10 protein-coding genes (1 of these 10 only partly in view) are annotated in these 19,941 nt (G+C 73.0%); 1 reads left to right on the forward strand and 9 read right to left on the reverse strand.

Annotation, left to right across the window (positions count from 1 at the left end):
- The 9 genes from ACGF5T_RS17095 to eccD all read right to left on the reverse strand — a co-directional run.
- Nucleotides 1-5,534, reverse strand: partial view of a lonely Cys domain-containing protein gene (locus tag ACGF5T_RS17095; protein WP_366767028.1) — the start only. It extends 23,278 nt beyond the left edge of the window; the window shows 5,534 of its 28,812 coding nt (coding positions 1-5,534); it begins with the start codon at nucleotides 5,532-5,534; the stop codon falls past the left edge of the window.
- A gap of 81 nt (nucleotides 5,535-5,615) precedes the next feature.
- On the reverse strand, nucleotides 5,616-6,002 hold the full coding sequence (locus tag ACGF5T_RS17100; protein WP_366767029.1) for a hypothetical protein: 387 nt from the start codon (nucleotides 6,000-6,002) through the stop codon (nucleotides 5,616-5,618).
- Between the two features lies 1 nt (nucleotide 6,003).
- Nucleotides 6,004-6,459 carry a YbaB/EbfC family nucleoid-associated protein gene (locus ACGF5T_RS17105; protein WP_356609994.1) on the reverse strand — a complete coding sequence of 152 codons (456 nt, stop codon included), beginning with the start codon at nucleotides 6,457-6,459 and terminating at the stop codon, nucleotides 6,004-6,006.
- Between the two features lie 124 nt (nucleotides 6,460-6,583).
- A complete protein-coding gene (locus ACGF5T_RS17110; protein WP_366767030.1) occupies nucleotides 6,584-10,297 on the reverse strand; it encodes an AAWKG family protein in 3,714 nt (1,237 codons plus the stop codon).
- 64 nt (nucleotides 10,298-10,361) lie between these two features.
- A complete protein-coding gene (locus tag ACGF5T_RS17115) occupies nucleotides 10,362-10,832 on the reverse strand; it encodes a type VII secretion system-associated protein (protein WP_356609996.1) in 471 nt (156 codons plus the stop codon).
- Nucleotides 10,833-10,958: 126 nt separating this feature from the next.
- Nucleotides 10,959-11,267: a WXG100 family type VII secretion target gene (locus ACGF5T_RS17120; RefSeq protein WP_356609997.1), complete on the reverse strand. Its 309-nt coding sequence runs from the start codon at nucleotides 11,265-11,267 to the stop codon at nucleotides 10,959-10,961.
- An 88-nt stretch (nucleotides 11,268-11,355) separates the two neighbouring features.
- Nucleotides 11,356-11,691 (reverse strand): hypothetical protein, encoded by a 336-nt coding sequence (locus tag ACGF5T_RS17125; protein ID WP_356609998.1) that lies wholly within the window; start codon nucleotides 11,689-11,691, stop codon nucleotides 11,356-11,358.
- A gap of 460 nt (nucleotides 11,692-12,151) precedes the next feature.
- Nucleotides 12,152-13,789, reverse strand: coding sequence for a type VII secretion protein EccB (gene eccB, locus ACGF5T_RS17130; RefSeq protein WP_366767031.1), 1,638 nt, complete (start codon nucleotides 13,787-13,789; stop codon nucleotides 12,152-12,154).
- Between the two features lie 121 nt (nucleotides 13,790-13,910).
- Complete coding sequence (gene eccD, locus ACGF5T_RS17135; protein WP_366767032.1) at nucleotides 13,911-15,317, reverse strand: type VII secretion integral membrane protein EccD; 1,407 nt, start codon at nucleotides 15,315-15,317, stop codon at nucleotides 13,911-13,913.
- A 467-nt stretch (nucleotides 15,318-15,784) separates the two neighbouring features.
- Between eccD and eccCa the strand changes: the two genes are divergently transcribed.
- On the forward strand, nucleotides 15,785-19,867 hold the full coding sequence (eccCa, locus tag ACGF5T_RS17140; protein WP_366767033.1) for a type VII secretion protein EccCa: 4,083 nt from the start codon (nucleotides 15,785-15,787) through the stop codon (nucleotides 19,865-19,867).
- Nucleotides 19,868-19,941: the final 74 nt, after the last annotated feature.

Raw genomic sequence — 19,941 nt, forward strand, 5'->3', positions numbered from 1 at the left:
TCGTCGAACCTCTTCCGCAGCCCTTCCGGCAGCCCGTCGAGGATCTGACGCGCGGCGAGTTCGGGCGCACGCAGGGTGAGGACACCGGTCCCGGCGAACAGCCCGGCGGGCTCGGTGCCCGGCGGTGACCCGTCCGGGTCGGTGTCGTCCGGGTCGGTGTCGTCCGGGTCGGCTCCCGGCCTGAGCAGGGCGGCGGGCAGCCTGCTGCCGTCCTCGAAGGTGACCGTGCGCGGCGCCGGGCCCGGCCGGCGGGCGTCCGGGCCGGTCAGCAGCCGGGCCGGACGGTACCGGTCCAGCTGCGTCTCCAGCGGCGTCCGCTCGTCCTCGTCGGCCGGGTCGGGGCCGGTGTCCGTGATCCCGGCCATCTCGCGCAGCCAGTCCCCGTACGGGTCGGAACCCTCGGGGGCGGGCCGCGAGTCCCGGACGGGCTGCGGAACCGGGGCCGATGCCGGGTCCGTGTCGGGGGCGGAGTCCGTGTCGGGGTCGGGGTCCGCGTCGGGGACCAGGGCGTCGAAGTGGTCGGTCCCGTTGTACGCCACGTGCAGGGGGTCGCCCGTGCCGCCCGGGTGCAGCGCGATCGTGGTGAGCGCGCCGGGCGTCCTCGGGTCGGGCTGTACGACCCGCAGGTCGAGGTCGAGGGTGTGCGCCAGCGTCTCCGGGAGCAGGTCGGCGAAGGGGGACGGCCACAGGTCCACGCGTGCGGCGGTGGCGGCGAGCAGTCCGCGTCCGCCGAGCCGCCGCGCGTCGGCGGGGGTGGGCGCCACCTCGGCGAGCCCCGGGTAGTCGCTGCCGGCCACGATCTCCCGCCACCGGCCCGGGTCACCGTCGGTGACGACCTCCCGTGCGATCCGGTCCCACTCCTCCGCGATCCGGCGCTGCGCGCCCGCGTCGCTCTCCCCGGCCAGGGCACGCAGCCGCAGGTCGTTCACGACGGAGTGGACCGGGTCCGGCACGAGGGCGTCGGCGAGGTCGCCCAGTTCGGTGTGGGCGACACGGTCCCGCAGCCGCGCACGCAGCCCGCCGACGCTCCACGCGGCCCAGGCGGGCGGGACTGCCCGGGAACGCGCGCTGTCGAGGACCGATCGGAAGAAGCAGTTGCCGTCGGGCCGGGCGAGGACCCGGCGGAAGGTGCGTCCACCCACCCGCAGGAGGCTTCCCGGCTCGGGGGTGGTGGTCACCGGGCCGAACGTGGTCAGGTCCTCGGCGGGGCTCTCCGGTCGGCTCGGTACGGGTGCCAGGTCGGGCCTGCGGCGGGCGAGTTCGGCGGTGTCCTCGGGGCCGAGGCCCAGTTCGGACAGGGGCAGCGGATCGTCCGACAACCCCCAGGCGACCTGGGCCGACCGGGCGTAGTCGAGTCCGCGCACGTCGTCCCGGGAGACGAGCGCGGTCGGCGGCAGAGGGGGCGGCGGTGGGGGGATCAGGTCGTCGAGTGTGGTGCCGGGACCCTGGTCGGCCCGGGAGGCGTGTGCCGCCCGCAGGAAGGCGGTGTACTGCTCGGGCGTGGGTCCGGTGGAGGGGTCGACGGCGGCGCGACCGCCCGCCGGACCGCCTCCGGCACCGTGCCAGTCGGTGACCATGCGGCGGAGCAGGTCGGGGGTCATACGGCCGTCGCCGTAGCGCGTGGCGCTGTCCGTGCCGTGCCAGCGCAGGCCGTCCACGTGCGCGAGGCCGGCCAGCAGGTCCCGGTGGCCGGGCCGCTTCTCGGCGTCCGGTCCGAGCGCGTCGCGCAGGGTGCGGATCTGCTGGAGTGTACGGGCGCGGGCGAACGGGTCCGCCGGGCCGGGGCCGGTGTGCAGACCGGCGTCGCGCGCCAGCCGGTCCAGCTCGGCGCCGCTGGGCTCCGGAGTGAACAGCCGCCACCGGCCCGGCCCGTCCCCGTCCTCCATGAGCACCGCGCGGACGTCGCCGTCCTTGCCGCGGGCCGTACCGACCTCGGTGGTCGGCGCGTACACGGGGCGGCCGGTCCGGTTCGCCACATGCTGGGCGACCGGGAGTCCCGCGATCCTCGGCTGCCGCCCGGTCTCGCAGGAGTACAGCACCAGCGGCCGCTCCCGGTCGCCTTCGGCCGCCCACGCCTTGAGCGCCTCACCGAGTTGCACGCCGCTGACCTTCACGGTGGGCCGGGAGGCGTCGTGGGTGCCGAGGGTGACGGTACGCGGGGTGCCGTGCCCCACGAAGTAGTCGGCGCCCTGCTCGGTGCCGGCGCCGGGGAGCGCGGTCGGCGGACCGGTGAACACGGCACGGGGGGCGGACCTCGCCGGGTCCGCCGCGTCCGCGCTGTCCGTCGGGCTCGCCGTGCTCGGGGCGGCGGGTCCGGACTCCGTGCGTACGCCGCGGAAGGTGTCCAGTCCTAGCAGCGCCCGGCGCCCGGCGTCTCGGGCCGTGCCCTCGTCGGCCGGGTCCTGGGAGATGGTCAGCGTCCGCACGGTGCGCCCGGGTTCGGGCCGTACCGCCGTGTCCGGAACGAGGCGCCGCACCTGGTCCAGCGGGACGGAACGCCCGTCCAGTGTGGCCAGGACCGGCTCGCCGCCCGGCCGCGGGACCCCGTCCACAGGGCGTACGACGACCTGGGCTGCGCGCGACGGGGAGGCCACGGACGAGGTGGCGCCGACGTCGCCACCGGACTCCATGTGCAGTCCGACGGCGGGCTCACTCCAGGGCCGCGACGCCGAGACGAACTTGGCCGCGACGTCCGAGGTGACCCTCACGTCAGTGGGCGGGACGGCTCCGTCGGTGCGCGGGACGGCTCCGTCGATGCGCGGGACGGCTCCGTCGGTGGTCGGCGGTGGGGGCTCGACCGGCGCCACCGGTGCCTTCTCTGGTGGGGCCGCGTCCGCCGAGGGCACGGGGCCCGCGTCCGCGGATGCGGTGCTCTCGGTGACGACGGACCGCACGTCCGGGGCCGGACCGAGGGCGTCGGCAAGCGGCAGCAGCACGTCCGCGCCGGGGAAGTCGGCCTCCGGGGCGGGGGTGTCCGCGGGGACGGTGGCGAGACCGGTGAGCGGACGCGCCCGGACCGGGTCTTCGGGTGTCTCCCGGGTCAGCTCCACCGCGGCGCGTACCGGGCGTCCGGCGCCGTCCGGTGCGGCCGGCGGGCCCAGCACCACGGCGCGGTCGGCGCCGACCCGGTCGAGGAGCGCGGCCGCCTCGGGCGAACCGGCGGCCGGCAGCAGCCCCTCGGACACGACGACCGTGAGCGGCGCGGCGCCCCCGTCGACGGTGACGGGGCCGGTCGCTTCGGCCTTCGGCGGCACGGGGGCGGTGTCGCCGGGCGCCGCGTCCCGGGTCCCGGGCACACCGTCCGTCGAGGTCACCGTCTCGGGGACGGAGGCGTCCCGACCGGGCACGCCGGAGGATGGCGGGTCCTGCTCCGACGCGGGGGCGCCGCCGTCGGAGTCCACGGCAGCACGGTTGCCGGCACCCGTGTTGCTCCCGGCACCGGCCCCCGACCCGGGACCCGCACCGGGAGCGGCCGCCGTACCGGGAGCGGCCGCCGTACCGGGAGCGGCCGCCGTACCGGGAGCGGCCGCCGTACCGGGAGCGGTCGCCGTACCGGGAGCGGCCGCCGTACCGGGAGCGGTCGCCGTACCGGGGGCGGTGGTGGGGCCGACTCCGGTGCCTGTGCCCGTACCCGTGTTCCCGGCACCCGCACCCGCACCCGTCCCCGCGCTCGCGCCCAGGCCCGCGCCCGTACTCGCACCGACCCCCGTTCCCTCACCCGAACCGGAGCCGCTCCCCTCCCCCACCGGCACCGTGCCGTCGGTGACGGTGAGCGGCGGCGTCACCGTCACCGGTGGGCCGAAGCTCTCCAGGGAACGGCGCACGGCGTCCGTGTCGACCTCCGCGGCGGGGCCGCTTCCCAGAGGGACCACGCGGATCTCCGGGGCCTGGGACAGGTTGCCGTGCAGGGCGTCGCGGACGCCGATCTCCGTGGCGCCGGGAGGCTGCGCGCCGCGCAGGGCGGTGAGGTCGCGGAGTGACTGTTCACGGATGTCGGCGGAGCCGCGGTGCACCTGCTGCCACAGGGCGTTCTCCGTGGCGGTCACGGGCAGCGTGCCCGGGGAGTACGGCGGCGGGGCCGACGACGTGTACGGCGGAGGGTCCGTCACGGAGTACGGCGGAAAGTCCGTCACGGAGTACGGCGGAGGCGACTCGGCGCCGCCGTCCACCGAGGACGGCACGGGCGTAATGCCGGTGCCGCCGGTGGTGTCCGGGTGCGAGGGGCCGTCGGTGCGACCGGTGCCGCCACCGGTGCGCGGGGGTTCTTCGGAGTCCCCTGTCCCCGAGGACGCGCCGTCGCCGCCGGAGACGGTGGGCGGCCTGTCGCGGAATCCCTCGAGGATGTTGCGCAGTTCGGCGCCGCCGTTCATGGCACCGTCCGTGAGCGTGGCCTCGACCTGGCTGCTGATACCCGCGCCGACGAAGGTGGACCAGCTCGTGGACCAGTCGCCGTCGAACGCGCCCTTGATGAGGATCTCGGCGAGCGCCTCGCCGGAGCCGGCGGCGAGGAAGTCGGCCGTGCCCTTGATGCCGTAGTGCCCGGCGATCGCGCCCGGCCGGTCGGCGTTGTTGCGCAGGATCTGGTTGTTCCGCCACAGGTCGGGGTTGTCGCGGAAGTTGTTCCGGAAGGAGAACAGGTCCCGGAAGCCGGTCGGCGGGACGTACGGGTTGTTCGTGACCGGGTCGGGACGGCCGTTCGGGGGAGTGTCGACCTTGGTGTCCGGGTCCGGCTTGGAGTTCGGCGTGTGGTTGCCGGCGTCGAGGCCGAGGTCGTTCCTGAGCTTCGGCGGCGGCTTGAAGTCGAGGTCGGGCCCCTTCTTCAGGAAGGCGTCGTCGTAGCTTTTGACGATCTTGCCGGCGAACTCGGCGAAGATGCTGGTGAGTCCGCCGGCCGCGGCACCGAACGCGGCGTCCTTGAGGATCTGGCTCCAGTCGAAGCCGTCGGGACGGCGGCCGTCGGGAGCGAAGTTCATCATCGCCAGCCGGACCGCGAACGTGGTGAACGCCTCGGAGAACGCCTCGGTCAGCGAGGGCGCGATGTGCAGCCGCTGGAGCAGGTGGCTGAGCGTGGTGAGGATGAGGAACCGGCTGCGCATCTTGGCGAGCATGATCTGGCTCGCCGACGCGCCGCCGGTGAAGAACGACAACGCCAGGTAGATGGCGATCTCGATGAGCAGCCGGATGACCTCGGCGATCACCTGCCACTTGGACTCCATGATGTCCATGGAGGTCTTGCGCCGGCCCTCGGCGATCTTGTCGAGTTGCTCGGAGAACTCGCGCAGGTAGTTCCTGCCGCCGTCGTCGGTGAGGGTGCCCATCGCGGCGGCGTACGCCTTCGACAGGTCGTCCGGCATGGACTGGCCGATGTCGTGCACCGACTTCTGGATCAGCGCGGACATCTGGTCGATCTTGCGGCCCAGCCGGGCGTAGGGCCCGCGGCTCTCGTAGGCGAGGTCCTCGTCCGCGTCGATGAGTCTCTCTCCGGTGAGGATGAAGATCATCGCGTTGACTTCGGGCGACGGCATGATGCTCATCGGCAGCCGCCCGTGAGGCCGTGCGGGCAGCACCGCGGAGCCGCTCCCGGCGTACTGCGGGAGCGGCCTGCGGCGCGGGGGTCAGTGGCGGCCATGCCCGCCCGTGTCACCGCCGCCCGGGCCGAGACCGAAGCCGTCGGTCTCGATCCGGCTGGTGTTGCGGTCGATGTCCTCCAGGTTGCGGTCCCGGGTGCCCTCCATGAGCCGGACCTGGTTGAGCGTGGCGTCGGTGATGCTCACCAGCGCGTCGCGGACGGACAGCATGGTGTCCTTGGTGGTCTGCCGCTCCTTCTGCTCCTGCGGTCTGGCCTTCTCCGCGAAGTCACCCGAGGTGCCGGGCCACGAGACCGTGGGGGCCAGACCGTCGAGGAACTCCTCGGTCATGCTCCTGGCCAGGGTCGCGATCTCCTCCAACTGCCCGGTCAGGGCCTCGATGCGGGCCGGGTCGACGTAGTACCGCTGTCCCATGTCAGTCCTCCCCGTCCTCGCCGAGCGCGTCTCGCCAGCCCGGGGCCGCGCCGTCCGCGCGTGCCGTCTCCTCGTCGTCCTTCTCCAGCACGCCGGGGCCGAAGATCCGCTCCCAGTCCAGCTCGAAGCCCTTGAGCTCGGGCACCTCGCTGCTGGGTTCGGTGAAGGGGGCCATCGCCTTCATCACGTGCCGGTTCATCTTGAGCCGCGCCGCGCTCGCCGCCTCCAGGACGCTGGCGGCCAGCTCCTGCGGGGACATGGAGCGGTACTTGTCCTCCAGGAACTCGATGCCGGCCAGCTCGCCCTGCGGGCCCACGGTGGCGCGCACGGCACGGTCGGAGGAGAGCACCGCGAACGAGGCCTGCCGCAGCTCGCGTTCGGTCCGCTCGACCGCCTCCTGCGCCGACCGGAGTTCGGCCATGGCCTTCTCCAGACGCTGTTCCAGTGGTTCCGTCACGTCCGCTCCCCCGATGTCCTGCGACTGCACAGTGGATCTTGCCCGATGAGGTGTCCGCCGCGACAACCGGGGCCCGGTGGTGTCCGTCTCCCCACACGGGCGCGGCCGTCGCCCCTCCCGGCCGTCATCGTCCGATGACGGCCGGCGTACCGCCGTCCTCGGTGCCCCACACGTCCGCGTCCTCCTCCAGGTAGTCGGCGGACGTGGTGAACCCGCGGCCCTGGCCCGCCGTCTCCTCCTCCGGGGAGTCACCACCGGTGGTGGCCACGCGGGATGCCGGGGACAGGAACGTGTCGCCGTCCTCCTGGCGGTTCCAGGGGCTGCGCCGCCTGCGGTTGCGGCGCTCGCTCTCTTCGGCCGCGTCGACGAGGACGGCCCGTACCCGCTCGCCGTTGCCCTTCTCGCCGCCGCCTCCGGCACCGCCCATGCCGCCCATCGGCATACCGGGGGTGCCCGGCATGCCCGGGGCTCCGGCCGTGCCGGACGCGGCAGCCGGGCCGAGGGCGCTGCCCCCGGTCGCGGTGGTGCCGTCGGACAGCGGGGCCGCGGCGCCCGTCACCAGGCCGTCGGTGCCGACGGAGGCACCGGCGGTGAGTCCTCCGCCGCCGGCCGAGCCGAGGGGGCCCCCGTTGCTCAGGCCCAGGCCGGAGGGCGAGAGGGTCTCGGTGCTGATGCCGCCGCCCACGCCACCGCCGCCGCCGGGCGCGTCGAGGGAGCCGAGACCGTCGAGGACGCCGTCGCCGACCGAACTCGTCGGGGTGTCACCGGTGTTGAGGTCGTGCAGGTTCACCGTCTCGGTGTTGCCCCGGGCGTCGGTGACGGTGGCGATGCCGGTCTCCGGGTCGACGACCTGGGTGCTGCCGTCCGGGAACTCGGTGGTCAGCATGCCGTTGTCCAGGGAGGTGACGGAACCGTCGGGGTTGGTCACCTGCACGCCGTGGGTCAGGTCGGTGGTGGTGACGGACCCGTCCGGGTGGGTGGCGGTCAGCATCCCGGTCCCGGTGTCGAACGTCGCCCGGCTGCCGTCCGGGAAGTGGGTGAGCAGGTCGTCGCCGGCCAGTGTGGTCTCTCCGCCCGTGGGGGTCCGGAGTCCCGACCCGTCGTCCGGGCCGTTGCCGTCGAGGCTGCCCAGGTCGAGGTCCCCGAGCCCGCCCAGCTCCCCGTTCGACTGGGTCGGCAGGTCGCCCAGGCTGCCGAGGTCGCTCCGGCCGTTGAGGTCGCCGAGGCTGCCCAGGTCGGTGGTGGTCGTCGTCCCGTCCGGGTCGGTCGTGACCGCCCGGCCCGTCGACGGGTCGATGCTCTGCGTCGTGCCGTCCGGGAACGTCGTCGTCAGGTTGCCGTCGTCGTCCAGCGACGTGACCGAGCCGTCCGGGTTGGTCACCTGCGCGCCGTTGCCCAGGTCGGTCGTCGTCACCGATCCGTCCGGACCGGTCGTCGTCAGGGTTCCGGTGTCCGGATCGAAACGCGTGCTGCTCCCGTCGGGGAACTGACTGGTCGGATCGCCGCCCGTCAGCCGTGTGGTGCCACCCGTCGGCGTGTCCAGCACGCCGTCGCCGGCCCCGCCGTTGAGGCCGCCGAGGCTGCCCAGGTCGGTGGTGGTCGTCGTCCCGTCCGGGTCGGTCGTGACCGCCTGGCCCGTCGACGGGTCGATGGTCTCCGTACGGCCGTCCGGGAAGGTCGTGGTGAGCTTGCCGTCGTCGGTGAGGGAGGTGACGGAACCGTCCGGGTTGGTCACCTGCGTGCCGTTGCCGAGGTCCGTGGTGGTGGTCGTGCCGTCGGGGCCGGTGGTGGTGAGCAGCCCGGTGTCGGGGTCGAAGCTGGTGCTGCTGCCGTCCGGGAACTGCGCGACCGGATTGCCGCCGACGAGGCCGGGGGTGCGCTCGGACGGCATCCTGGTGCCGCCGCCGGAGTTGAGGCCGCCGAGGCTGCCCAGGTTCGCCGGCGGGGGCACGGTCGTCCGCTGGTCGCCGTCGCCCGTGCCGCCGGTGTCGCCCAGGCCGGCGAGACTCTCGCCGACCGCGTTGCGGGCGTCACCGAGGGCGTCGGGGTTCCGGGTGAGCGAGCCGTCGTCGCCGCCGTTGATGCCGCCCATGTCGCCCATGTCGCCCATGCTCTCGGTGACCGGGAGGTCCCGGTTCAGCATGTCGTCGAGGCCGCCGAGATCCGTCGTCGTCGGGTCGTTGAGCGTACGCAGCTGCTCCTGGGCCTCGTCCGCCTGCTTCTCCTGCTCGGCGCGCAGCTCGTCCTGGTACCGCTTGTCCTCCTCGCGCTGCCGGTTCTGCTCCTCCCGCAGCTCGTCCTGGGCCCGCTCGTCCTCCGCACGCTGCCGGTTCTGTTCCTCGCGCAGCTCGTCCTGGTACCGCTTGTCCTCCTCGCGCTGCCGGTTCTGCTCCTCCCGCAGCTCGTCCTGGGCCCGCTCGTCCTCCGCACGCTGGCGATTCTGTTCCTCGCGCAGCTCGTCCTGGTACCGCTTGTCCTCCTCGCGCTGCCGGTTCTGCTCCTCCCGCAGCTCGTCCTGGTAGCGCTTGTTCTCCTCGTTCTGCCGGTTGATCTCCTCCTGGGCCTCCTTGGCCTTGCGCTCCTCGTACTCCTGCGAGGCGGTGCTGGTCGACTTCGGCTCGGGGACGTTCTCCGTGAAGTCGCCGCCCAGGTCCAGGAAGGTGTTGTTCAGCGTGGACTGCACGCCCCGCGCGGGCTTGACGAGGTACTCGTCGACGCCCCGGCTCCAGATCTGTACGGCCTTGTCGCCGACCTTCGCCCAGTTGGCGATGTCGGTGAGGTCGCCGTACTCGGGATGGTTCTGCGAGAAGCCTTCCTTCGGGTCGTGGTAGGTGGACGAGGAGTACGCCGAGTAGGTCGTCTTGATGTCGGTCTGGGCGACGTTGTTGGTGTCCACCCACTGGGCCAGGTCGTCCAGGACGTACCGCAGCACGCGGTGCGGGTCGTAGTAGTCGGAGTTGGCCCAGGTGATCCAGGCGTCCAGCAGCTTGTCGGCGGCGTTCACCAGGGCCGAGCGGGCCTGGGAGAGGGCCCGCGAGTACACCGTCTTGCCGGTGCCGTCACCCTCGCCGGTGCTCGGCGCCTTGTCGAACGTCTCGATGTAGGCGTCGTAGTTCTCGCGGATCTTCGTCAGCAGGCTGCGGAAGACCTCCGCGGCCTCGCCCTTCCAGGCGGCGTCCTCCCGGCCGAGGGCGTCCTCCCACTCCTTGATCTTCGGCCCCTGGTCCCGGAAGAACTGGGCCGCGAAGTCGAAGCTCTGGCCGGTGGTGTCGAAGGACTTGAGGTCGACCGCTGCGCCTTCGGCCACCCCGAGGTTGCTGAAGCGGGCGTTCGACGTGTTGCCGCCGAGCAGTTCGAGGAGCGCCGTGCGTGGCCCGTTCATGTACCGGGCGAGCGCGACGGTGCTCATCTGGTCCTTGTTGTAGTCCTTGAACTCGTTGCCCTCGCGCACGGAGGCGTTGGCGACGTCGTCCGTCCCGGGGTCGGCGAAGATCGTCTCGTCGCCCGCCCGCACCCGGCCCTCGAAGACGATCCTGGCCTGCTTGATCTGGGTCCTCTTGCCGCTGTCGAAGAACCAGATGTCGTAGTCCTCGCCGGTGTTGCGGAGGAAACCGGAGGCGTCCTTGACGAAGGAACCGAGACCCCGGTCCCTGATGTCCATGCGGAACAGCTTGCCGCCGTGGTCGGAGCGGAGGGTGTCGAAGACGGTGCTGCGGTCCGGCACGGGGTAGCCGGTGATGTGCGTGACCAGGGTCGCCCAGACGTCGGACGACGCGTCCGTGACGTCTTCGTACTTGTTGACGTTCTCTTCGGAGTTCGCGTCGTAGCGGTCGACCACCGGGCGCCCTCTCTGGTCGGGATGTCGTGGTCACGCGGCACGGGTGCCGCGCGGTGCGGGTTCTCTAGGAGTCGGAGTCGTCCCCGGCGCTGCCGCCGGCGGTGAGGGCGTCGACCTCGTCGAAGTGCTGGAGGAGCGTCTGGGCGTCGATCGCGTCCAGGTTCTTGGCCTGGGTCTTCTCCGCGCCTTCGATGGTCTCGGTGAGCGCTTCCTGCAGCTCCTTGTACAGGTCGATCTGGTCGCCGAGGAGCTTGTCGAGGGCCGTGGCGGCCTCGCGGACGCCTTCGAGGAGCTTCGGTCCCGAGACCAGCGCCTCGGTGGCCATCTTGCCGATGCGCAGCAGCTGCTGGTTCTGGTCGAGGTTGTCCTCGGTGGTGTGGCCGTCGACGAGGTCGCCGAGCGTGCGGGGGTCGCCGTTCCCGCCCCCTTCTCGGTGCCTCTTCGCGCTCTTGTAAGCCCTGTCGACCTCGTAGTCGCGGAAGTTGGCCATCGCGGACAGGTCGAAGTGCTTGATGTCTGTCGGGTTGTCGGCCATCGGAAGCTCTCCTGCCGCTCGGTGGCGGATACGCGGGCTGCGAAAGGGGCGGGGGCACACCGGTACGTGACCGTCGCGGCGCGCCGCCCACCTCTCGTGACTGACGCGGGCCGGGCCCGGCGGGTCTCAACGCGCGCGGACGTTGCCCCAGTTGTCGGCGCTGCGGCGCTCGTCGCGGGAGTGGTTGTCGTGGATGGACTGGATCAGCGTGCCGTTGTCGTTGAGCAGGGTGGCCATGTTCTTGGTGGCCTGGTCCCACTCCATCTGCACCTGGCGGTACATCTCCTGGTCCGCACCCTCCCAGGAGGCGACGAGCGGCTTCAGCTCGTCCTCCAGGTTGTTGAGGGTGTTGATGATCTGCTGCGTCTGGTCCGTCAACTCCTCGACGGCCTTGCGGACCATGGGGTACTGCACGTCGATGATGCCGTCGGCCATGACGTCTCCTCTCGGGTGGCCGGACGTCTCGCGTCCGGCGGGCTCGAACAAGTGCGGCCTCGCTCGGGGCCGCACGGCGCCGGACGCGTCAGAGCAGCGCCTGGAAGACGCCCTGACTGGTCTTGCTGTTGAGAACCTCGGTGAGGTCCTGGTTCTCCTGCGCCAGACGGTTGGCGGAGGTGACGTTCTCCTGGAGGGCGTCGATCATCTTGCTGATCTGGACGACGACCGTCTGCGCCTCCGCGTTCCAGCTGCGGAAGAGCTTCAGCAGGGCCTGGCCCTCGTCGCCGCCGACGCCGGAACGCGACGCGATCTCGCCGACGTTGTTCTGGATCTTCTCCACCTGGCTCCGGGCGGCCTCCAGGGACGACACGCCCCCCAAGCCCTTGGCATAGTCCGCTTTCCTCGCGGCGCTGTCCGCCATGTCGCGCTCCCTTCGTTCGAGCGATCACGTTGGGGTGATCAGTCGCACCGTTGCCCGCTGAGGCTAAGTAGAGGCTCCCGTTCCGCGCAACGCGCTCCGGAAGTTTTCTGAAGTTCTTACGGTGACTCAAAATACGTCCCAGGTACGGATGTTGACCGCAGGTTTCGAGCGGATGAACACTTCCGCCGGGCCGAACTGTCCGTCATGCGGCATCCGTACGGGCGGCGAACCCCATGCGGGCGCCATTCGGGCGCACGGAAGCGGCAAACGGTCATCGGGCGGGCCCGCGGGGCGGGATAAGCGCGCCATCCGGCCCATTCACGGGACGGCCTCCGGACCGGAAATTCTGAGCTTTCCCTGAGGTTCGACGGCGACCGGAAAGAACGAAAAGGCGCCATGTCCCGTGGCCGCTACACCCGCCCCGAACGGAAAAGCCCTCCGCCTTCCTCCTTTTCCGCCCTCAGGAATCCCTTTGGGCCTCTTGTCGGGACCGTGACGCGGTGTCCGCTGTGTCCTGAGTGGCCGGCGGGTCCGCTGTGACGAAGCTCGCAGCGGTGCCCTTCTCCTCCGCGTCCCCTCCCTCCTGCCGCGCGTCCGTCCGGCAGTCGGGTGCCGTGACCCGGGCTTTCGCGGCGCCGGTGGCCACGTCCGGGTCCAGGTCCGCGCCGGTCGGCAGCGTCGCGAGCAACGGTGCGGGCACGGAGTCGATGTCGTCGGCGGCGTACCCGAGCGCCTTGAGGGAGTCCTCGGCGGGGACGCGGTACTTCACCCCGTTCTCGGCGACCAGGTAGGTGGTGCCCGCGTGGGCGGCGCCGCTGGCGTGCAGCGCCCGCACCAGGGCTCCGCGGCCGGGCCGGACGACGGTGGCGTCGGTCGGTACGCACGCCTGCCGCACCGGGGCGTCGGTGCCCGCCGACACCGCCACCGGGGCGAGTGCGGTCAGCGGGGCCAGCACCGAGGCGATGCGGGCTCCGGCGTCGCCGCCGTCCACCTGGGCGCACAGGGCGCTGCCGCGCGGTACGGACTGCGGGGCCGGCGGCGCGTCCGGCAGGCCCGCCGTGCCCGCCTGGCCGGCGTCCTCGGCCCGGTGCTCGCGCAGCGCGTCGGCGCCGACCGTGCGCGCCTCGGGCGACTCGCCCCGGTAGGCGTCCTTCTGGGTGGCCGGGTCGCCCAGCACAAGGGCGGCTCCGAGCCGGGTCAGCGGCACCAGGCCGTCCTCACGCAGCAGGTGGTACGAGCTCTCGCCGCCGGGCACGCTCACCTCGAAGACCTGGCCGACGCGGGTGGGCTCGCCGCCGAGCTCCGGGCCCTCCCCGCCGCGTCCCGGCACGTCGGGCGAGCGCAGTTCGGGGCCGGGGGCCAGCGCGTCCAGGAAGGCCGCCGAGACGGGCACCGCCTCCTCGGAGCCGTGGCCGAGCGCGGTGCGGGCGTCGGACTTCTCGTCCAGCGGCAGCCTGCTGCCCCGCCACACCAGGTACTCCGTTTCGTCCGGGCCGCGCACCAGCACCGCGCGGTCGGCGGCGATGTCCGTGGTGTCGACCGGCGCGCCGGCCACGAGCGTCGTCGCCCCGGCCTCCTCGACGGCCGAGGCGGAGACCGCCGCGGACGTGCTGGGGTCCGCGCCGTCCGGGCCGGTGACGCACATGTTCCAGGCCCCGCTGTCGAGCTGCCCGGCCTCCGGCAGGCTGTCGGGGGCGCCGGGAATGCCCACCGGGCCGCCGACGGGGACGCCCCGCAGCGAGGCGGTGCCGACGTCCTCGGTCGGCAGGTCGGCCCCGCCGATCAGGCGGGCCGAGGTGTAGTTGCGCACCGGGTGCAGTACGCCGTCGGTGTCGGTCCACAGGTAGCGGGCGCCGGTGTCACGGTTGACCACCAGGTGCCGGCCGTCGCGCCAGCTGTCGTTCCCGCCCGGGCGCAGCAGGCCGTAGACCACGGCGCCGGCACCGATGAGGACGGTGAACAGCACGCCGAAGACGACACCGCGGGTGGTGCGTCCGAGCGGGCTCTCGGGAGCGTCCGGGTCGGCCGTCAGCAGTCCCGAACTGAGCCTGCCCATCATGAAGCTGTGGGCCTGTACCTGGTCGCGCTTGGACTGCACGGCCTCTCCTCGTCTCGTCGTCCATGTGCCCGGGGGCGCGGGCACGCCCCGTGGCGGCCTCCAGGGCCGGTCCGACCGTTCGCGCCTGCCTTCGGGCGAGGACGCGAAGGTCGGGCAGGTCCTAGCCGAACAGTCCGCGCAGCCAGCCGAAGAGACCGGCCACCCACAGGCTGAGCGGCAGCAGCGCGACCGCGAAGACGGTGTGCGCCAGCTCCGCCGTGCGGCCCCAGTACGGCAGCATCCGGCGGCCCGGAACGGTCCAGGCGGCGATCACGAGGCCGGCGGCGGCGGCCAGCAGCACCGCGAAGACCACCAGGCGGGTGTCGCCGTCGCCGTCCACCGCCCAGGCGCGGGCGAGCAGCAGCAGACCCGCGACACCCGGCAGCGCCAGCGTCAGCCGCTGCCCGATGTGCACCAGGCCGCGGGAGTGCAGGAGCAGCAGCAGGCTCAGCACGAGCGCGGTCAGCACCTCGGGCAGGTTCGGGTGTTCGGCGAGGACGACGAGGGCCGCCACGGCGGCGGTGCCGGTGGCCGCGAAGAGCGCGGTCACCCAGCGTCCGGCCAGTTCGGTGCGCTCGGCGACCTCGTCGCCCGCGTAGGGCTCGATACCCTCCTGCAGTTCGCCGGCGGAGGACGGCAGCGCGGGCATCCGCATGCCGGCCAGCTTGAAGGCGAACGGCGCGACGGCTCCGGCGCCGAGTGCCAGGACCGTCATCACCAGCGCCACCGCGGCCGGCGCGTGCAGCCCGGCGTAGCCGATCAGTGCGCCGGTGACGGCGGTGGCCACCGCCACCAGCGCCGTGGCGAACAGGGACGGGGCGGCGACGGCGGTCGCCGCGAGGGCCAGCACCGCGCCGCCCGCGCCCGCGGCGCCCGCCGCCAGCAGGCGCGCGCCCACCACGCGGGCCGCGTCGGGGCCGGTCAGGTCGCCGCCGGGCAGGATCCAGCCGGCCAGGGCGAGGCAGGGCGCGACGAGCAGGCCGAGGACCGTCGCCGTGAGCCGGTCGCCGACCGCGCGGCTGGCCGAGCCCGCGCCGGCGAGCACCAGCACTCCGGTCACACCGGCGCAGGCCACCCGCAGCGAGTCGGAGCCGTCCAGCCCGGGCCGGAACACCAGCACCAGGGCGAGGGCCAGGGTAGCCACCGCCGCGCCGCCCAGCAGTCCGCGGGCGGCGTTCGGGCTCCAAGTGCGCATCCGGCGGCCGACCGTGTCGGATATGCCGTCCACGAGGTCGTCGAGGCGGGCCTCGGGCAGGGCCTCGGTGTGCGGGCGCAGGTAGAGGACGTCGCCGTCGGCGAGGCCGGCGTGGGCGAGGGTGGTCTCCTCGTCGAGCGGGGCGTCGCCCAGCCGCTGCAGCACCCAGCCGGCGTGGTCGAGCCCGGCCTCCTCGGTCTCCTCGCCGACGTACCGCAGCAGGGTGGGCAGCAGGTCGGTGACCGGTACCCCGGCGGGCACGGCCAGGTCGACGGAGACGTTCGGCGCACGTACGGTCAGGCGGCACAGTTCGGCCACCGTGCTGTCTGTCATCAGCACAACTTTCGTCATCCGTGGGGGGACTTCGGCAGAAGGAGTTCCACGAAAAGGGGACGGGAGCAGAATACGGAACGCGGCTTCGGCGGAGCGGAGGGGTCCCGACGCCGGAACGCCGGGGAATTCGGGGCCACGTACCGAGTGGTACGCACGCCCCGCGTGGACAGGCCGCGTTCGGTGAATGCAGACTACTGCCTACGCCCGTCGGATCGTGTCGTGGGCCTCGCACCGCGCCCGGAAAGGGAGTTGCCCGCTGCGCACGTCCCGTGCCCGATTCCCGCCCGGGAAATCCACGTGACTTCCGCCGCCCCTCGGGCCTCCCGGAACCGGCGCGGCACGACCCGGTCCACCCCGGGCGTACCGATTAACGGTGCGGGTCGCGGTCGCAATGCCCAGTGATAGCGGAGGTCCAGTCCTTGAGTGTGGTGTTGTTTCGCCGTCCCGCCCGCAGGCGCGGTCCGGAGATGCCCGAGGGCCAACTGACCCTCCAGGAACCGCCGGTCCTCTCGGAGACCGTGCCGGACACCTCCGCGATCTGGACATACCTGCCGATGGCGCTCATGTCCATGTCGATGATGCTGATGTTCCTGCGCCCCGGCGGTGGGAACGGCGTCTTCATGTACCTGGCGCTGGGCGTCATGGCGCTCTCCGCCGCCGCCATGCTGCTCGGCCAGCTGATGCGCCGCTCCGGCGAGCGCAAGCAGCGCCTGAAGGGTGAGCGCCGCGACTACCTCCGTTACCTGACGCAGATCCGCAAGCGCGTGCGGGCGACCATCGTGGAGCAGCAGCGGGCGCTCGCCTGGCGCCATCCCGAGCCCGGCTCCCTGCGGTCCCTGGCGCGCACCTCACGGCTGTGGGAACGGCGCCCGGCCGACGAGGACTTCGGCGAGGTCCGCATCGCGGTGGGCGAGCAGCAGCTCGCCCTCTCCCTCAACCCGGTCTCGACCCGGCCGGTCGAGGACCTGGAACCGCTGTGCGCGCACGCCCTGCGCCGCTTCGTACGCGCCTACTCGACGGTTCCCGAGCAGCCCCTCGGCCTCTACCTGCGTTCCTCGGCCCGCGTGCTGCTGCGCCCCGAGGATCCGGACGGCGAGGACGGCGCCGCCGCGGAGGTCCCGCCGCGGGGACGGACGCTCGGCCGTGCCGGCGAGGGGGCGCGTACGGAGGAGACGCGAGGCGTGGACGGGACACGGCCCGGGGCCGGGGTGCGTCCGGGCGGCCCCGCCGACGAGGCGCTGGCGGACCTGGTGCGTGCCGTGATCGCGCAGCTCGCCGTCTTCCACGCCCCCGAGGAGCTGTGGCTCGCCTTCTGCGTCAGTGACGAGCGGCGTGCCGACTGGGAATGGGTGAAGTGGCTGCCGCACGTCCTGGACCCGCACGAGGAGGACGGCGCCGGACCGGTCCGGCGGGTCACCGCGGACCTGGCCGAACTGGACGACCTGCTCGGCAACGAGTTCGCCGAGCGTCCCGGTTTCGACCCGGACGCCCGGCCCGGCCGTGACGAGCCGTTCACCGTCGTCGTCCTGGACGGCGTCACCGTGCCCGAGGGCCACCGCTGGGCCGGCCACGGCTACCGCAACGCGTTGGTCCTGGACGTGTCCGGCGCGACGCGCTGGCGTCCGGGCCGCAACACCCTGCGCCTGACGGTGGGGCCGGACACGATCAGCCTGGTGCGCACCGACCGCAGCCGCAAGGAGCGGTCGGTGCCGCTGGGCCGCCCCGACCGCCTCGGCCCGCTGGGTGCCGAGTCGCTGGCCAGGCTGCTCACCGCCCGCCGGATGAGCCTGGGCACCGACATCGCCCAGCCGCTGGAGACGGACATCGAGCTGACCGCGCTGCTCGGCATCCCCGACCTCCACCGGCACGACGCGCGGGCCCACTTCGCCCGGCAGACCGGGTCCGCCCGGCTGCGGGTGCCGGTGGCCGTCGGCGTCGACGGGCGCCCCGTCGAACTGGACATCAAGGAGTCCGCGCAGGGCGGCATGGGCCCGCACGGCCTGCTCATCGGCGCCACCGGCTCCGGCAAGAGCGAACTGCTGCGCACCCTGGTCCTCGGCCTGGCGCTGACCAACTCCTCCGAGACCCTCAACTTCGTCCTCGTCGACTTCAAGGGCGGCGCCACCTTCCTCGGCCTGGAGGAGCTTCCGCACACCTCCGCCGTCATCACCAACCTCGCCGACGAGGCCGCCCTCGTGGAGCGCATGCAGGACGCGCTGCACGGCGAGCTGATGCGCCGGCAGGAGCTGCTGCGCGCGGCCGGCAACTACACCTCGGCCCTGGAGTACGAGCGGGCCCGCGCGGGCGGCGCCGGTCTCGTACCGCTGCCCAGCCTGTTCGTGGTGGTCGACGAGTTCAGTGAACTGCTCTCCGCACACCGCGAGTTCATGGACCTGTTCGTGATGATCGGCCGCCTCGGCCGTTCCCTCGGGGTCCACCTGCTGCTCGCCTCGCAGCGCCTGGACGAGGGCCGCATGCACCAGTTGGAGAGCCATCTGTCGTACCGGATCGGCCTGCGCACCTTCTCCGCGATGGAGAGCCGCGGTGTGCTGGGTGTGCCGGACGCCTACCAACTGCCCTCCGCGCCCGGCAACGGCTACCTGAAGTCCGGCGTGGAGTCGCTGACCCGGTTCCGCGCCGCGTACTCGTCGGGCACCTACACCCGCCGTACCGGTGCGGTGGCCCGGGCCCGGGTCGCCAGTCAGGTGGTGCCGTGGACCAGCGGCTGGGTCGTGCCGCGCGCCCCGGAGGCCCCGGCGGAGCCCGAGCCGGTCACCGCGGAGACCGACGAGGAGGAGGAGACGCTGCTCGACGTGGCCCTGGACCGGCTGCGCGACTCCGGTCCCGCCGCCCACCAGGTGTGGCTGCCGCCGCTGGACACGCCCGTGCCCCTGGACGCGCTGCTGCCCGGCATCGTCGCCGACCCCGAGCGGGGCCTGAGCGCCGCCGACTGGTCCGGCACCGGCCGGCTGCGCGTGCCGGTCGCCCTGGTCGACAAGCCCTTCGAGCAGCGCCGCGACCCGCACGTCGTGGACCTGTCCGGCGCCGGCGGCCACGTCGCCATCGCGGGCGGTTCGCAGAGCGGCAAGTCCACCCTGACCCGCACGCTGATCGCCGCCCTCGCGCTCACCCACACCCCGGCCGAGGTGCAGTTCTACTGCCTCGACTTCGGCGGCGGCGGTCTCTCCCAGCTGGCCTCCCTCCCGCACGTCGGCGGGGTCGCGGCCCGGCTCAATCCGGAGCGCGTGCACCGGGCGGTCGCCGAGGTGATGACACTGCTGGCCCGCCGCGAGCAGTTCTTCGTGGACCACGCCGTCGACTCGATGCAGTCCTACCGGCGCCGCCGGGCCGCCGGGGAGTTCCCCGACGAGCCCTTCGGTGACGTGTTCTTGGTGGTCGACGGCTGGTCGACGGTCCGTCAGGACTACGACGACCTGGTGCCGAAGTTCAACGAGCTGGCCGCCCGTGGCCTCAACTACGGCATCCACCTGCTGATCAGCACGACCCGCTGGGTGGAGCTGTCCGCGCAGGTCCGAGACCAGTCGGGCACCCGTCTGGAACTGCGGATGGGTGACCCGATGGACTCCGAGATCGACACCCGCAAGGCGCGCTCGGTGCCCCGCAGCGGGGGGCGCGGCATCACCCCCGACAGCAAGATGCACTTCCTGGCCGCCCTGCCCCGCATCGACGGCAGTGGTTTCCTGGAGGATCTCGGTGAGGGCGTCACCCACCTGGTCTCCGAGATCTCCCGGCACTGGACGGGGCCGTCCGCCCCGCAGGTCCGGATGCTGCCGCACCGGCTGCCGGTGGCCGAACTCCCCGCCCCGCAGCCGACGGAGGGCGGCGGCATGCGGCTGGCGCTCGGCATCGACCAGGATGCCCTGGAGCCGGTCTGGCACGACTTCAGCCGCACGCCGCACCTGACCGTGATCGGCGACACCGAGAGCGGCAAGACCAACCTGATGCGCCGGATCACCGAGGGCATCACCGCCCGGTACGCGCCCAACGAGGCGAAGATCATCGTGGTCGACTACCGCCGTACGCTGGTGGACACGATCCCCGAGGAGTACCGCATCGGGCACGTGATCTCCCTGGACAACCTCAAGGAGACGGTCGAGGGCGCGGCCCGCGCGATGAAGACCCGGGTGCCCGGGGCGGACGTCGCGCCCTCCCGGATGCGCCGGTGCGACTGGTGGACGGGCCCGCGCCTGTTCGTCCTCGTCGACGACTACGACATGGTCTCCGGCAACTCCTTCCAGAGCCCCTTCGAGCCGCTCTTCGAGCACCTGGCCCTCGGCTTCGAGATGGGCCTGCACATGATCGTCGCCCGCGGCGCGATGGGTGCGGGCCGCGCCATGAGCGACGCGCTGCTGCGCCGCCTCGACGAAGCCAACAACCCGGCGGTGCTGCTGTCCTGCCCGCCCACCGAGGGGAACCTCTTCGGCAACACCAAGCCGCGCAACCTCCCGCCCGGCCGCGCCCTGCACGTCGCCCGCCGCAAGGCGCAGCTGATCCAGACGGCCCTGGTGGAGAGCACACCGGAGAGCTGACGGACGGCGGTGCGCGACGCCTGGGGGCGGTGACTGAGTGACCGCCCCCAGGCGTCGCGGAAGGGGGCGGGGCC

The sequence above is a fragment of the Streptomyces sp. NPDC047853 genome (assembly GCF_043204535.1).
Classification (GTDB): domain Bacteria; phylum Actinomycetota; class Actinomycetes; order Streptomycetales; family Streptomycetaceae; genus Streptomyces.

What these genes read in the sequence shown, in the direction of transcription:
- ACGF5T_RS17100 (WP_366767029.1), bottom strand. Translation starts at nt 6,002, where the DNA reads ATGGGACAGCGGTACTACGTCGACCCGGCCCGCATCGAGGCCCTGACC.
- ACGF5T_RS17115 (WP_356609996.1), bottom strand. Translation starts at nt 10,832, where the DNA reads ATGGCCGACAACCCGACAGACATCAAGCACTTCGACCTGTCCGCGATG.
- ACGF5T_RS17120 (WP_356609997.1), bottom strand. Translation starts at nt 11,267, where the DNA reads ATGGCCGACGGCATCATCGACGTGCAGTACCCCATGGTCCGCAAGGCC.
- ACGF5T_RS17125 (WP_356609998.1), bottom strand. Translation starts at nt 11,691, where the DNA reads ATGGCGGACAGCGCCGCGAGGAAAGCGGACTATGCCAAGGGCTTGGGG.
- eccD (WP_366767032.1), bottom strand. Translation starts at nt 15,317, where the DNA reads ATGACAGACAGCACGGTGGCCGAACTGTGCCGCCTGACCGTACGTGCG.
- eccCa (WP_366767033.1), top strand. Translation starts at nt 15,785, where the DNA reads ATGCCCGAGGGCCAACTGACCCTCCAGGAACCGCCGGTCCTCTCGGAG.